Genomic DNA, 12,599 nt, shown 5'->3' with positions numbered 1-12,599 from the left:
TAAACTATGGCTCTCGCGCGCCATTGGCGCGACAATGATCCATAAACGATTCATCTGTGCTTTAGTTGTGCTTTACGTGCCGGTTTGACAAGTGAGGACGCCTGCAGCGCGCCTCGCCGTCATCCAGGCGAGCGAAGCTGGAATTATAAGAACCTATTCGGAATCTCGCCGGACTTTACGCTTTCAAGGAAAAAGCAATGACCACACCGCTCAGCACCCGGCTGCCTGCCGGGAAATCCCCGCAACTGCGCGTCATGCCCATGCCGGCCGACGCCAACGTGTACGGCGACGTCTTCGGCGGCTGGATCATGGCCCAGGTCGACGTGGCCGGCTCGCTGCCCGCCACGCGCCGCGCCAATGGCCGCGTGGCCACCGTCGCCGTCAATTCCTTCCTGTTCAAGAATCCGGTGTTCGTGGGTGACCTGCTCTCCTTCTACGCCGACATCGTCAAGGTCGGCAATACTTCCATCACCGTCAATGTCGAGGTATACGCCGAGCGCAACCGCCTGCAGACCGAGGTCGTCAAGGTGACCGAAGCCACGCTCACCTATGTCGCCACCGATGAAAGCCGCAAGCCGCGCGCACTGCCGCCGCTGGGGCCGGACGACAATATCGGCGAGCTCAACGCCATGCAGGACCTGGGCGGCGGCTGGCATGCCATTTGACATTGCCAGTTGAGGCTGCCAACGCATCCCGCGCGGCCGCCATGTTGAAAAGAATTCAGCACGCGGGCCGCGCTTAGTTTGTATCGTTACGATCCTTCATCATCGTTACTCCGTTCCCGGATCTTCACCATGCCTCCATCCATGCCTTCCCGTCCAGATATCCTGATCGTCGCACGCCTGCCGCAACACCTCATGCAACTGCTGCACGACAATTTCAACTGCCACAACCTGCTCGATGGCCTGAGCGAAGAGAAGCTCGGCCAGATCGCCCCGACCATCCGCGCCATCGCCGCCAACGGTGAGGCCAAGGTGCCGCGCGAATTGATGGCGCGCTTGCCGGCGCTGGAGATCGTCTCGGTGTTCGGCGTCGGCTATGACGGCGTCGACGTGCCGGCCGCGCGCGAACGCGGCATCCACGTCACGCACACGCCCGACGTGCTCACCGACGATGTCGCCGACATGGCCATCGCCCTGATGCTGGCCGTGGCCCGCAACGTGGTGCGCGCCGACCGCTTCGCCCGCAGCGGCGAATGGAAAAACGGGCCGTTCCCCTTCACCACCAAGGTCAGCGGCGCCAGGCTGGGCATTGTCGGCCTGGGCCGTATCGGCGAAGCGATCGCCCGGCGCGCGGCCGGCTTCGACATGGATATTTCGTATCACAACCGCTCGCAAAAGGATGTGCCTTACACCTACTACGGCGACATCAAGTCGCTGGCCGCGGCAGTCGACTTCCTGGTAATGATCACCCCTGGCGGCGCCGGCACGCGCGCCCTGGTCAATGCCGAGGTGCTCGAGGCGCTGGGCCCCAAAGGTTTCCTGATCAACGTCGCACGCGGCTCGGTAGTGGACGAGGCGGCGCTGACCCAGGCGCTCAAGGACGGCAAGATCGCCGGCGCCGGCCTCGACGTGTTCGAAAACGAACCCAATATCCCGGCCGAACTGGCGGCGCTGGAGAACGTGGTGCTGACCCCGCACATGGCCAGCGGCACGCTGGTCACGCGTACCGCCATGGCCGACCTTGCCTTCCATAACCTGCAAGCGCATTTCGCCGGCAAGCCTGTGCTCACGCCGGTGCCGAACTGAAAACGACGATGGCTGACTCCTCCAAACTGATTGCGCTCGACTGGGGCACCTCCTCGCTGCGCGCCTATCGGCTGGGCCGCGGCGGCGTGGTGCTGGACAAGCGCGCGCTGCCCTGGGGCATCATGAACCTGCCGGTGGTCGAGGCATCGGGCGTCGGCGCCAAGGCCGGTTTCGAACAAGCCTTCAACGAAGCCTGCGGAGACTGGCTGCGCGATGCGCCCGCCACTCCCGTGCTGGCCGCGGGCATGGTCGGCAGCGCCCAGGGCTGGCGCGAAGCGGCCTATCTCGACGTGCCGCTGCAAGTCGCCGACATCGGCGCCGGCCTGACCGCGGTCCCCACCCGCGGCGGCGCGGTGCTGCACATCGTGCCCGGCCTGATCGAGCGCGGCGCGTTGCCCAATGTGATGCGCGGCGAAGAAACGCAGGTAGTCGGGGCGCTGGAAGGCGGCGCCGACGAGGAACTGCTGATCGGCCTGCCCGGCACGCATTCCAAGTGGGTGCGCATCGCCGGCGAACGCTTCATGCACTTCGATACCTTCATGACCGGCGAGGCATATGCCGCCCTTTCCATGCACACCATCCTGGGCCGCACCATGCAGCGCGGCGCGGATTTCAACCTGCCGGCCTTCGAACGCGGCGTGCGGGTCGCCACCGACCGGGCCGGCATCAACGGCGTGCTGTCGACCATCTTCAGCACGCGCACGCTGGGCCTGACCGGCGCGCTGGATGGCGCGGCCCAGGCCGACTACCTCTCGGGCTTGCTGATCGGGCACGAGATCGCGGCGTTGCGCGACAGCCGGGCGGCGGCCAGGCTGGCAGGCGACCCGCGCATCGTCCTGATCGGCGATGGCAAGCTGTGCGAACGCTACCATCGGGCGCTGGCGATTTTCGGCTACACCAATGTCGGCGCGTCGGCGCAGGCGACCGAGCGCGGCCTGTGGAAAATCGCCGCGCAAGCGGGACTGGTGCGCCAGGACTGAGCGCGCCGGCCATATTTATCCCATCCACCTCAACGTGGACGAAAATCCAAGACACCATGCGAGAGACACCATGTTCAAAGAAGCCATGAAGAAATGCCGGCTCATCGCCATCCTGCGCGGGGTACGCCCCGACGAGGTGGAGGCGGTCGGTCGCGCCATCTACGATGCCGGGTTCCGCATCATCGAAGTCCCCCTGAACTCGCCTGAGCCGCTGGAAAGCATCCGCATCCTGCGCCGCGCGCTGGCGGCCGACTGCGTGGTCGGCGCCGGCACCGTGATGTCGCCGGCCCAGGTGCAGCAGGTGGCGGATGCTGGCGGCCAGTTGATCGTGATGCCGCACAGCGACCCGGCCGTGATCCGTGCCGCCACCGATGCCGGCCTGGCCAGCGCGCCGGGCGTGGCCACGGTCACCGAAGCCTTCGCCGCGCTGGCCGCCGGCGCCGACATCCTCAAGATGTTCCCGGCCGAGCAACTGGGCCCCGCCGTGGTCAAGGCCTGGCGCGCGGTGGTGCCTGCCAGCGTGGTGCTGGCGCCGGTGGGCGGAATCACGCCGGACAGCCTGCAAACCTTCATGCAAGCCGGCGCCACTGCCTTCGGTTTGGGATCCGCACTGTACAAACCCGGCATGAGCGCGCAAGAAGTCGGGACCAATGCCAAGGCGTTCATCGACGCATTGCGCGCCTGCGAACCGGCCTGACCCCCTCATCGGCCATCCAGCCGTTCACGCCGGACCGGGATGGCGACAAAACAAAAGCGCCGCTGCGAATTTCTTCACAGCGGCGCTTTTTGCCTGACACCTGGATACGATATCAGGCGGCCTTCTTTTCTTCCTGCGCTTTCTTTTGCTCGTCGCGCAGCTCGCGGCGCAGGATCTTGCCGACATTGGTCTTGGGCAGCTCGTCGCGGAACTCGATGTACTTGGGCTTCTTGTAGCCGGTGAACTGCTCCTTGCAATACGCCATCAGTTGCTCGGCGGTGAGCGACTTGTCCTTGCGCACCACGAACAACTTGACCGCCTCGCCGGTGTGCTCGTCCGGCACGCCCACGCAGGCGCATTCCAGCACGCCCGGATGCAGCGCCACCACGCCTTCGATCTCGTTCGGATAAACATTGAAGCCGGACACCAGGATCATGTCCTTCTTGCGGTCGACAATCCTGGTGTAACCGCGCTCGTCCATCACGCCGATATCGCCGGTCTTGAAGAAACCGTCGTCGGTCATGACCTTGGCGGTCTCGTCCGGGCGCTGCCAGTAGCCGGCCATCACCTGCGGGCCGCGAATGGCGATCTCGCCCGGCTGGCCCAGCGCCACCGGCTTGCCGTTGTCATCCAGGATGGCGATGTCGGTCGCCGGCAGCGGCAGGCCGATGGTGCCGGTGTATTCGTCGATGGTGCAGGGATTGGCGCTGGCGATGGGCGAGGTTTCCGACAGGCCGTAGCCTTCGATGATGGGGCAGCCGGTCAGTTTCTTCCACTTGTCGGCCACGCTCTTTTGCACCGCCATGCCGCCGCCCACGCAACAGCGGTAGCCCGAAAAATCCAGCTTGGCGAATTCGGCGTTGTTCAACAGCGCGTTGTACAGCGTATTGACCGCCGGGAAGGTGTTGACCTTGTACTTGGCCAGCTCCTTGACGAAACCGGGGATGTCGCGCGGATTGGGGATCAGCAGGTTCAGCGCGCCTTCGCGCGTGCCCAGCATGTTGCAGACCGTCAGCGCGAAGATGTGGTACAGCGGCAGCGCGCAGACGAACACCAGCTGGTCGATCGGCTTGCCCGACTTGAGCGCCGGGTTCAGCCACTCTTCGGCCTGCAGCACGTTGGCCACCAGGTTGCGGTGGGTCAGCACGGCGCCCTTGGCCACGCCGGTGGTGCCGCCGGTGTATTGCAGGAAGGCGATATCCTCATGCCCCAGCGCCACCGGCCGCAACTGCTTGCCGGCGGCCTGTTGCAGCGCCTGGCTGAAGGTGATGGCATGCGGCAGGGACCAGGCCGGCACCATCTTCTTCACATGGCGCACCACCAGGTTCACGATGGCACCCTTCAGGGTGCCCAGCAACTCGCCCATGCTGGCGACCACGATATGCTTGACCCGGGTTTTCTCCAGCACTTTCTGCAAGGTGCAGGCAAAGTTTTCCAGCACGAAGATGGCTTCGGCGCCCGAGTCCTTCAACTGGTGCTCCAGTTCGCGCGCGGTGTAGAGCGGATTGACGTTGACCACGGTATAGCCGGCGCGCAGGATGGCGGCGATCGCGATCGGGTATTGCAGCACGTTGGGCATCATGATCGCCACGCGCGCGCCCTTTTCCAGGCCCAGGCCCTGCAGCCATGCGCCCAGCAGGCGCGACAGGCGATCCAGTTCGGCATAGCTCAGGTACTTGCCCATGCACACGTAGGCGTTGCGATCGGCATACTTGGCGAAGGCCTCGTCGATCATCTGCACCAGCGAGCCATAGCGGCCGGGGTCGATCTCCGCAGGCACGCCCGCGGGGTAGGAAGCAAGCCAGAATTTTTCCATGTTGTTACCTCTGTCTCCGGTCAGAACTTGCGCTGGGCTGAGCGTTGATAGGACATCATTGCCTTGGCGCGCACAGCAAAAAAAGCACGAGTGTTTTTTTATTTAGTGCAGATGCTATCCAGCATTGGCCGCTTGGGCAAGTAGTTTAAGAGGTTTTTTGCGTAAAACCGTCCCCGCGCCCTTCTCGCATGGCCCGTATCCGGCCTGTCTTGCTTCCCGGACAAATCCTCGGGCTTTTGCATCATACCCTTGGGCGCCATGCCCGTGCGTCCTGGCACGCCTTGCGGAAACGCACCTTCCAAGGTCACAGCGGCGCGCGCTCGGTCTTGCGGTCCCGCTGCCGGCCCGGCGCCCCCGCCGGCAGCGGATCGCCCAGGGCGATGTGGCGCGCGGCCTTGTCCATCTGCGCCAGTTGCTTCACCTTGGCATAGAAGTCCGGGAACCCGCTGCTGCGCGCGAACAGCGCCTTGAATGCCGGCACCAGGTCGTGGTACGCGCCGACCAGCGCCAGGTGCGCATTGGACAGCGGCATGGCGAACCAGCGATCGTAACCGGCATAGCCGTCCCAGCGCTGCGCCTTCATCTGCGCATACTCCGCGCGCAGTTGGTCGAAGATCTGCTGCTTGCGTTCGCGCTTGGCATCGTCCGGCGCATCGCTGTCGTAGTTGGCTTCGAGCTTGTCGCGGTATTTGTCCAGCAAGGCCAGGAAATCCTGTTTGCGCGCATCGAAGCGGCGGTACGCCTCGATCAGCGAGGCGTCATGCCGGGATGCCAGCCAGCGCTCGACGCCGATTTCCTCGACCGCCACGGCGAAGCCTTCGTTGAACGGCGTATCGTCGCGCGCGTAGACGGTCTGGTGCGCCAGTTCATGGAAGATCAGGCGCGCCAGCTCGCCGTCGGGGTAATTGATGAAGGTGGAAATCACCGGATCGTTGAACCAGCCCAGCGTCGAGTACGCCGGCACGCCCACCACCTGCACGTCATAGCCCTGCCGTTGCAACTGCGCGCCATACGCCTGCGCCGCCTGCTGGCTGTAATAGCCCCGATAATCGACGCAACCGGCAACGGGGAAGCACCACTGATGCGCCTTGAGCGACAACTCGGGCGCCGCCACCACGTTCCACAGCACGAAAGGGCGGTCCAACTGGGCATAGGTCTTGTAGCTGCCGTTGTCAGGCAAACCCAGTTGATCGACGGCGAAACGCCGGATTTCACGGATGGTCTGCAATTTGGCCTTCAGGCCCGGTTTGGCATGCGGGTCGGCGATCCAGTCATCGAACGGCTTGGCCTGGGCCAGCAAGGAGAACTGGCCGTGGGCCGCCTGCGCGTAATAGGAGACCGAGGTGCAGCCGGCCGCCGATACGACTACCGCAGCCAGCGCCGCCAGCGTCGGCGCCCGCAGCGCACGCCATTTCATGCGCAAGGGATCAGGCTGCGGCGGCCGCATCCCCGGCCATCCTTTCAACCTGCACCAGCACATCGTAGAAAGTCGGCGCGTTGCCCATATCGGTCAGGCGCTGGCTGGTGACTTCGTTGGCGTTCTTGCCGTCGGCGGCGAACTTCTTCCACCAGATCGACAAGCCGACCACCAGGCCCAGGCGCGCCTTGTCGGTCACGCGCACACGCGCCTGCATGCTGCCGCGGTCGTTGAAGATGCGCGCCATGTCGCCGTCGGCGATGCCGCGCGCGGCGGCGTCGGCCGGATGCATGTCGAGGTGCGGTTCGCCTTCGGTGTCGCGCAGGCTTTGCACGTTGACGAAGGACGAATTGAGGAAATTGCGCGCCGGCGGCGAAATCATCGCCAGCGGGTATTTCGCGCCCAATTGCGGATTGCTGGCCACCGATTCGTAAGGCGGGGTGTAGGCCGGCAGCGGATCGAGTCCGGCCGCCTTCATCTGCTCCGAATAGAACTCGCACTTGCCCGAGGGCGTGGCGAAACCGCCTTCGGCGAATGGCGCAATGGGCATGGCCAGGCGCTGCCAGCCCTTCTCCTTCAATTCGTTCCAGTCGTAGCCGGCGCTGCGCGGATGGTCGCGGCGGAAGGCGGAGGCGGCGATGGCATCGTCGCTATCCTTGAAGCAATCCTCCTCAAAACCCATGGCCGCGGCCAGCAGGCGGAAGATCTCGGTGTTCGGCTTGGCCTCGCCCAGCGGCGCGATGGCGGCATTGTTGGCCATCATGTAGACGTGGCCGTAGGCGCTGTGCACATCCACGTGTTCCAGCTGGGTGGTGGCCGGCAGCACGATGTCGGCATAGTCGGCGGTATCGGTCTGGAAATGCTCCAGCACCACGGTAAACAAATCCTCCCGCGCGAAACCTGCGGCCACCTTGGCCGACTCCGGCGCCACCGCGACCGGGTTGGCGTTATAGACGACCATGGCTTCGATCTGCGGGCCGAACGCGGGCGAGGCCGGTTTCAGCAGTTCGTCGCCGATGGTGCTCATGTTGATCACGCGGGCCGGCGCGCCGTGGCGGGCCGCCAGATCGGGGCGCGACAGCGCGGCATGGTCCCTGGGGAAGGAATCCGAGGTCGACATCTGGATGCCGCCGGCCGGATGGCGCCATGCGCCCACCAGCGCCGGCAGGCAGGCAATATTGCGCGCCGCCATGCCACCGCCGCGCACGCGCTGCAAGCCGTAGTTGGCGCGGATCATCGCGCCTTCGCCGGCCAGCGCCACGCGGCCGTATTCGCGCGCCAGTTCCTGCACTTCCTCAACGCGGATGCCGCACACCTCGGCGGTGCGCTGCGGCGTCCATTCGGCGACGCGTTCCTTCAACTGTTCGAAGCCCAGCGTGTGGCGGGCGATATAGTCGTGGTCCAGCAGGCCTTCGGCGGCCAGCACATGCATCATGCCCAGCGCCAGCGCGGCATCGGTGCCCGGCAGCAAGGCAATGTGCCGGTGGCATTTCTCGGCCGTCAGCGAACGATAGGGATCGATGGCGATGATGCGCGCGCCGTTGCGCTTGGCGGCCTGCACGCGGGTCCAGAAATGCAGGTTGGAGGCGATCGGGTTGCCGCCCCAGATCAGGATGAGCTTGGCATGGTCGACCTGTTCCAGGTCGGTGCCGATGCGCGCGCCGACGGTATAGCGATAGCCGGTGCCGCCAGCGGAGGCGCAAATGGTGCGCTCCAGTTGCGAAGCGCCCAGGCGGTTGAAGAAGCGCCCCGCCATCGACTCGCCCTGCACCAGGCCCATGGTGCCGGCATAGCTGTAGGGCAAGATCGCCTGCGGATCGCGCAGCGCGATGGCGCCCAGGCGATCGGCGATGGTCGAAATCGCCTCGTCCCAACTGATGCGCTCGAATCTGCCTTCGCCCTTGCGGCCCACGCGGCGCAGCGGATACAGCAGGCGATCCTTGTGGTAGGTGCGCTCGGTGTAGCGCGAGACCTTGGTGCACAGCACACCGGCAGTCGGCGGATGCGCGGGGTCGCCGCGCACTTCGGTGGCGACGCCGTCTTTCACCGTCACCAGCAAGGCACAGGTATCGGGGCAATCATGCGGGCAGGCGGCCCGGACTATCGTGGTGGACATGGCAGATCGGCAGGAAACGTAAAGACAGGCTGAACCATCACCGGTCCATAGCAAAGCGGATACTTTATCTTAAAATGCACCAACCCGAGCCTCCAGCACACGCAACCATGCAACCTACCCTCCATTTCTGGCGCGACCCCGCCCTGCCCTTCCTGGAAGGGCGGCGCGCCACCGGCAGCCTGTCGTGCTATGCGCCGCATACGCATCCGACCTTCTCGATCGGCATCGTCGACGCCGGCCACAGCACCTTCGCGCTGGTCGGGCGCAGCATGCCCATCGTTCCCGGCGACGTGGTGCTGGTGCGCGCGGGCGACGTGCATAGCTGCAACCCGGAAGACCTGCAACGCTGGAGCTACCGCATGTTCCACATCGACCCGGCCTGGCTGCGCGACTTGCTGGCGGAATCGCCGGACACATGCCGCCTGTTGGCCGCGATGGAGTCGCAGGTGATCCGCTCGCCGCAAGCGGCGTTGCTGCTCGACCGCATGACCGCGGCGCTCGACGGCAACGACGGTGCGGCCAAGGAAGCGGAAGTCATCACCTGCCTGCACGAGCTGATGCTGCTGTGCGCCGAAGCCGGCAGCGAGCCGCCCGTGGAGGAAACCGACAATCCCGATGGCCTGCAGCAGGCTCACGATTACCTGTTGGCGCATTGCCGCGAACGGGTTGACATCGACACCCTGGCGCAAGTGGCCGGCACCGGCCGCTACCAACTGATCCGGCTGTTTCGCCGACGCTACGGCCTGACCCCGCATGCGCTGCAGCTGGACATGAAAATCAACCAGGCGCGCGCCCTGCTCAGGCAAGGCGCCAGTGCCGCCGACGCCGCCTACGACACCGGTTTCTCCGACCAGAGCCACTTCCACCGCGCGTTCAAGTCGCGCGTGGCGGCCACGCCGGCGCAGTATCAAAAGCGCCGGACCGCCAACAAGCTGTCAGCTCCGGGATAAGGCCAGCGCCGCGGCCGCCGCCATCAGCAACAACCCGGCCCCGCGTTCGACCATCGGCAAACTGCGCGCCAGCCATGCCATCGCCCGGCGCTGCGATAGCGCGCACACCAGCGCCGCATCCCATGCGAACACCGCGACGAACATCCACACGCCGTAGACAAGCTTGAGCCCGAAGCCGGTCTGCGCCCCCACGATCAGCGTGAACAAGCCGAAATAGAAAATGCCGTTCTTCGGATTCAATATCGCCGACAAAAAGCCCGCCCCCATGCCTGCAGCAAACCCCGCATGGCGGCGTGCCCCTGCCGGCCCGACACCGGCCAATGCCTGCGGCTTCAGGCTGGATTGCATGAACAGCCATCCCAGCCATGCAAGATAGACGCTGGCCGCCCATTTCATGACAGTCAGCCATGCCGGGCTCTGCTGCAACAGGCTGAACCCTGCCAGCGCCAGCGCGATGTACAGGCCATTGGCCAGGGCAATGCCCAGGCTGGCGCCGATACCGTTGCGCCGCCCGTGGCGCAAGCAATTGCGCACCAGCAACAGGAAGTCCGGGCCGGGGCTGGCCAGGGCCAGGAAATGGGCCGAGGCCAGCAGGAAGAATTCGGAAGTCAACATGGGTGCACGCGGCTCATGGCAATGATGGAGCAACGCATGCTAGGCAAACCGCGCCAGCCTGTATTGAACAAAATTGCGCAGGCTGGAACCGCCGCATCGCAATGGCAATGGCAACGGCGCCGGTATCCACCGGCGCCGTTTTTCATTGCGGCATGACAGGCAATCTCAATGCGCCAGGATCGCCACCGCCTGTGTGCCGTAGGCGATCAGGTAACCGCCATGTTCGCGCTGCCAGCCTTGCGCGGCCGCCATGTCGGGGAACCAGTTGGTCTCGAAATCGCGGAACATGCCCAGTTCCAGGCGATAGCGGTCCAGCAGCGCAGACGGGCGTGCATCGACCTGGCGCGCGCACAACTCCCAACTGGCAAAACCGACTTCGCGCGCCAGCGTATGCAGCACATGCTTGAGTTGCAGGCTGCGGCGCAAGGGGTGGAGTTCGGCCACGGAAATTTCCGGCGTCACCTGCATGGCGACAATGCGCCGCAGGACGGGCAATGCCTCGCTGCTGCGCTCGGAATGCGCGGCGCGCAGCAGCCGCTTGGCATAGCGGCGCAGGAAATCGCTGTTGGCGAGGCTGCGGCCGAAGCCGGGTTCGACGATATGAATGGCGTGGGGGAATTGGGTAGACCACATTACGTTTGTTCCTTTCAAGCGTCGTCTCCCGCCACGACTATCAAGGTTCAACGTCTGTGTTCAAGAACCTGGGCAGGTTCCAAGAAGGGTACTTCCGCAGACGGCAGGTGCATCGGCTTTCGCGGGACTGGGCGCCCTGCCGCGCCCGTGGCCGCATTCTATCCGCAGCGGAGCAGGTCTGCCAAGCCGGCGGTGGCGGCGATGCGACAGCCGTGCCGGTACAGCGTCAACATTGGCGGGGCTGGCGCTTTCGGGCATGATCGCAAAAGCGCCCAGCCTCGCCTGGGACGCGCCCCATAACGAAAAAGGAGAACCCCTTGCAAACGCTCGCCACCGCCCTGCTCATCCTGATCGCCATCGAGCATGTCTGGATCCTGGTGCTGGAGATGTTCCTGTGGACCAAACCCATCGGCCTGAAGACGTTCGGCCAGTCGAAACAAGCCGCCGAGGCTTCGCGGGTGCTGGCCGCCAACCAGGGCCTGTACAACGGCTTCCTGGCCGCCGGCCTGTTGTGGGGAGTCGCCGCGGGCGAACGTCCGGTGCAGTTGTTCTTCGTCGCCTGCGTACTGCTCGCCGGCATCTACGGCGGGCTCACCGCGAAACGCTCCATCCTTTATGTCCAGGCCTTGCCGGCCCTGCTAGCCTTGCTCGCCCTGCTGGCCGCACGATGACCTGCGCCCCCTGCGACAGCGGCGGCCGGAATTTCCCCGGATAAAGTTTTCGGCCGATCTGGCCGATAATCACTATTCAAGCTTGCTTTCTCACAAAACCGTGAAGAAATGACAACCTCCGGCTGCGCCTGCGATGCCGGCGCGACCACCTCAAACACGCTCGGGGAAGGGCAATGAAACAGATCAAACTCAACCTCAAGGACGAGGTATACGAATCGCTGCAACGCGATTACAAGAACTTTGTTCGCCTGTCGACGAAAATCGATTCAGGCTTCGTCTCCCCGACATTCGACGGTTTCTTGCTGGCCAAGGTCTCGGAAAATCCTCACTTCCTGACCGAGGACGGCGTCCAGCACCTGATGCTCTCGGGCCAGTACGCCTGGGCCAAGCGCGCGCTGGACAAGGATTTTCCGGATGTGGTGGAGATCCTGATCTCGCAGGCCTCCAACTACGGCTTTTACATCGCGGTGCGCCATGACTGGAGCACGGACGACCTGCTGGCCGCTTCCAAGGCCTGGGCAGCCTCCATCGTCAAGCAAGCCAAGGGCGACGAATCGCAGATCGATATCCTGGCCGCGCAGATCAAGAATTCGGTGACCAACATCACCGTGGTGCAGGAAAAACTGAAAACCCCCGCTTCGCAACTGGCGCACGCATTGGTGCAGGAACTGCGCGAAACGCACATCGCCATCGAGCATGCCTCCGGCGCGGTGGCGCGTGAAAAGCTGGGGGCGCTGCGCAGCCTGCTGCGGCTGGGACGCGCCTACGGCAATGTGTCGGAAAAGGCGGAGCAGGAGATGATCGAGCGCCTGAGGGCGCAGAAGCCCTGGCTATTCACGGAAGGGCCGAAGGGGTTCTGGGGCCATGTCGCCGCATGGTGGCGCGGCGTGTGATGGATTAATGCAATCAACGCCAACAAGGCCTGCCGGCGCACGTCCGGCAGGCCTTGTTTGTCT

The 12,599-nt window shown here is 64.7% G+C and carries 12 protein-coding genes; 7 read left to right on the top strand and 5 right to left on the bottom strand.

The annotated features are described in order from the left end of the window. Positions 1–197 precede the first annotated feature (197 nt). The 4 genes from FB597_RS18650 (at position 198) to FB597_RS18635 (ending at position 3,425) form a co-directional block, all read left to right on the top strand. On the top strand, positions 198–665 hold the full coding sequence (locus FB597_RS18650; protein ID WP_141911372.1) for an acyl-CoA thioesterase: 468 nt from the start codon (positions 198–200) through the stop codon (positions 663–665). 141 nt (positions 666–806) lie between these two features. Next, positions 807–1,748, top strand: a complete 942-nt coding sequence (locus FB597_RS18645) for a 2-hydroxyacid dehydrogenase (protein WP_141911370.1) — start codon at positions 807–809, stop codon at positions 1,746–1,748. Positions 1,749–1,756: 8 nt separating this feature from the next. After that, positions 1,757–2,728 (top strand): 2-dehydro-3-deoxygalactonokinase, encoded by a 972-nt coding sequence (locus FB597_RS18640; RefSeq protein ID WP_144770359.1) that lies wholly within the window; start codon positions 1,757–1,759, stop codon positions 2,726–2,728. Positions 2,729–2,798: 70 nt separating this feature from the next. Beyond that, a complete protein-coding gene (locus tag FB597_RS18635; protein ID WP_144770358.1) occupies positions 2,799–3,425 on the top strand; it encodes a 2-dehydro-3-deoxy-6-phosphogalactonate aldolase in 627 nt (208 codons plus the stop codon). Between the two features lie 112 nt (positions 3,426–3,537). On the opposite strand, the gene FB597_RS18630 is transcribed toward FB597_RS18635, so the two are convergent. The 3 genes from FB597_RS18630 to FB597_RS18620 all read right to left on the bottom strand — a co-directional run bounded on the left by FB597_RS18630 (position 3,538) and on the right by FB597_RS18620 (position 8,774). Continuing rightward, positions 3,538–5,241 carry a long-chain fatty acid--CoA ligase gene (locus tag FB597_RS18630; RefSeq protein ID WP_141911362.1) on the bottom strand — a complete coding sequence of 568 codons (1,704 nt, stop codon included), beginning with the start codon at positions 5,239–5,241 and terminating at the stop codon, positions 3,538–3,540. Between the two features lie 304 nt (positions 5,242–5,545). Next, on the bottom strand, positions 5,546–6,658 hold the full coding sequence (locus tag FB597_RS18625; RefSeq protein WP_144770357.1) for an aminopeptidase: 1,113 nt from the start codon (positions 6,656–6,658) through the stop codon (positions 5,546–5,548). Between the two features lie 10 nt (positions 6,659–6,668). After that, positions 6,669–8,774 carry a molybdopterin-dependent oxidoreductase gene (locus FB597_RS18620; protein WP_144770356.1) on the bottom strand — a complete coding sequence of 702 codons (2,106 nt, stop codon included), beginning with the start codon at positions 8,772–8,774 and terminating at the stop codon, positions 6,669–6,671. A 107-nt stretch (positions 8,775–8,881) separates the two neighbouring features. On the opposite strand from FB597_RS18620, the gene FB597_RS18615 reads away from it, so the two are divergent. Then, positions 8,882–9,724: an AraC family transcriptional regulator gene (locus FB597_RS18615; protein ID WP_144770355.1), complete on the top strand. Its 843-nt coding sequence runs from the start codon at positions 8,882–8,884 to the stop codon at positions 9,722–9,724. On the opposite strand, the gene FB597_RS18610 is transcribed toward FB597_RS18615, so the two are convergent. Continuing rightward, a complete protein-coding gene (locus tag FB597_RS18610) occupies positions 9,710–10,339 on the bottom strand; it encodes a LysE family translocator (RefSeq protein ID WP_144770354.1) in 630 nt (209 codons plus the stop codon). The two genes, FB597_RS18615 and FB597_RS18610, sit on opposite strands and share 15 nt — an antisense overlap. 165 nt (positions 10,340–10,504) lie before the next feature. Beyond that, a complete protein-coding gene (locus FB597_RS18605) occupies positions 10,505–10,972 on the bottom strand; it encodes a hypothetical protein (RefSeq protein ID WP_144770353.1) in 468 nt (155 codons plus the stop codon). A gap of 317 nt (positions 10,973–11,289) precedes the next feature. Between FB597_RS18605 and FB597_RS18600 the strand changes: the two genes are divergently transcribed. Together FB597_RS18600 and FB597_RS18595 are read left to right on the top strand one after the other, a co-directional pair. Continuing rightward, entirely contained in the window at positions 11,290–11,643 is a 354-nt protein-coding gene (locus FB597_RS18600; RefSeq protein WP_144770352.1) for a DUF1304 domain-containing protein, read from the top strand. 173 nt (positions 11,644–11,816) lie between these two features. Then, complete coding sequence (locus FB597_RS18595) at positions 11,817–12,536, top strand: DUF4088 family protein (protein WP_141911343.1); 720 nt, start codon at positions 11,817–11,819, stop codon at positions 12,534–12,536. Positions 12,537–12,599 lie beyond the last annotated feature (63 nt).

Origin of the sequence: Herbaspirillum sp. SJZ099, assembly GCF_007828355.1 — a bacterium.
Taxonomy (GTDB): Bacteria; Pseudomonadota; Gammaproteobacteria; order Burkholderiales; family Burkholderiaceae_D; genus Herbaspirillum.
This window is presented reverse-complemented; position numbering and strand designations above follow the sequence as displayed.

What these genes read in the sequence shown, in the direction of transcription:
- FB597_RS18650 (WP_141911372.1), top strand. Translation starts at nt 198, where the DNA reads ATGACCACACCGCTCAGCACCCGGCTGCCTGCCGGGAAATCCCCGCAA.
- FB597_RS18645 (WP_141911370.1), top strand. Translation starts at nt 807, where the DNA reads ATGCCTTCCCGTCCAGATATCCTGATCGTCGCACGCCTGCCGCAACAC.
- FB597_RS18640 (WP_144770359.1), top strand. Translation starts at nt 1,757, where the DNA reads ATGGCTGACTCCTCCAAACTGATTGCGCTCGACTGGGGCACCTCCTCG.
- FB597_RS18635 (WP_144770358.1), top strand. Translation starts at nt 2,799, where the DNA reads ATGTTCAAAGAAGCCATGAAGAAATGCCGGCTCATCGCCATCCTGCGC.
- FB597_RS18630 (WP_141911362.1), bottom strand. Translation starts at nt 5,241, where the DNA reads ATGGAAAAATTCTGGCTTGCTTCCTACCCCGCGGGCGTGCCTGCGGAG.
- FB597_RS18625 (WP_144770357.1), bottom strand. Translation starts at nt 6,658, where the DNA reads ATGAAATGGCGTGCGCTGCGGGCGCCGACGCTGGCGGCGCTGGCTGCG.
- FB597_RS18620 (WP_144770356.1), bottom strand. Translation starts at nt 8,774, where the DNA reads ATGTCCACCACGATAGTCCGGGCCGCCTGCCCGCATGATTGCCCCGAT.
- FB597_RS18615 (WP_144770355.1), top strand. Translation starts at nt 8,882, where the DNA reads ATGCAACCTACCCTCCATTTCTGGCGCGACCCCGCCCTGCCCTTCCTG.
- FB597_RS18610 (WP_144770354.1), bottom strand. Translation starts at nt 10,339, where the DNA reads ATGTTGACTTCCGAATTCTTCCTGCTGGCCTCGGCCCATTTCCTGGCC.
- FB597_RS18605 (WP_144770353.1), bottom strand. Translation starts at nt 10,972, where the DNA reads ATGTGGTCTACCCAATTCCCCCACGCCATTCATATCGTCGAACCCGGC.
- FB597_RS18595 (WP_141911343.1), top strand. Translation starts at nt 11,817, where the DNA reads ATGAAACAGATCAAACTCAACCTCAAGGACGAGGTATACGAATCGCTG.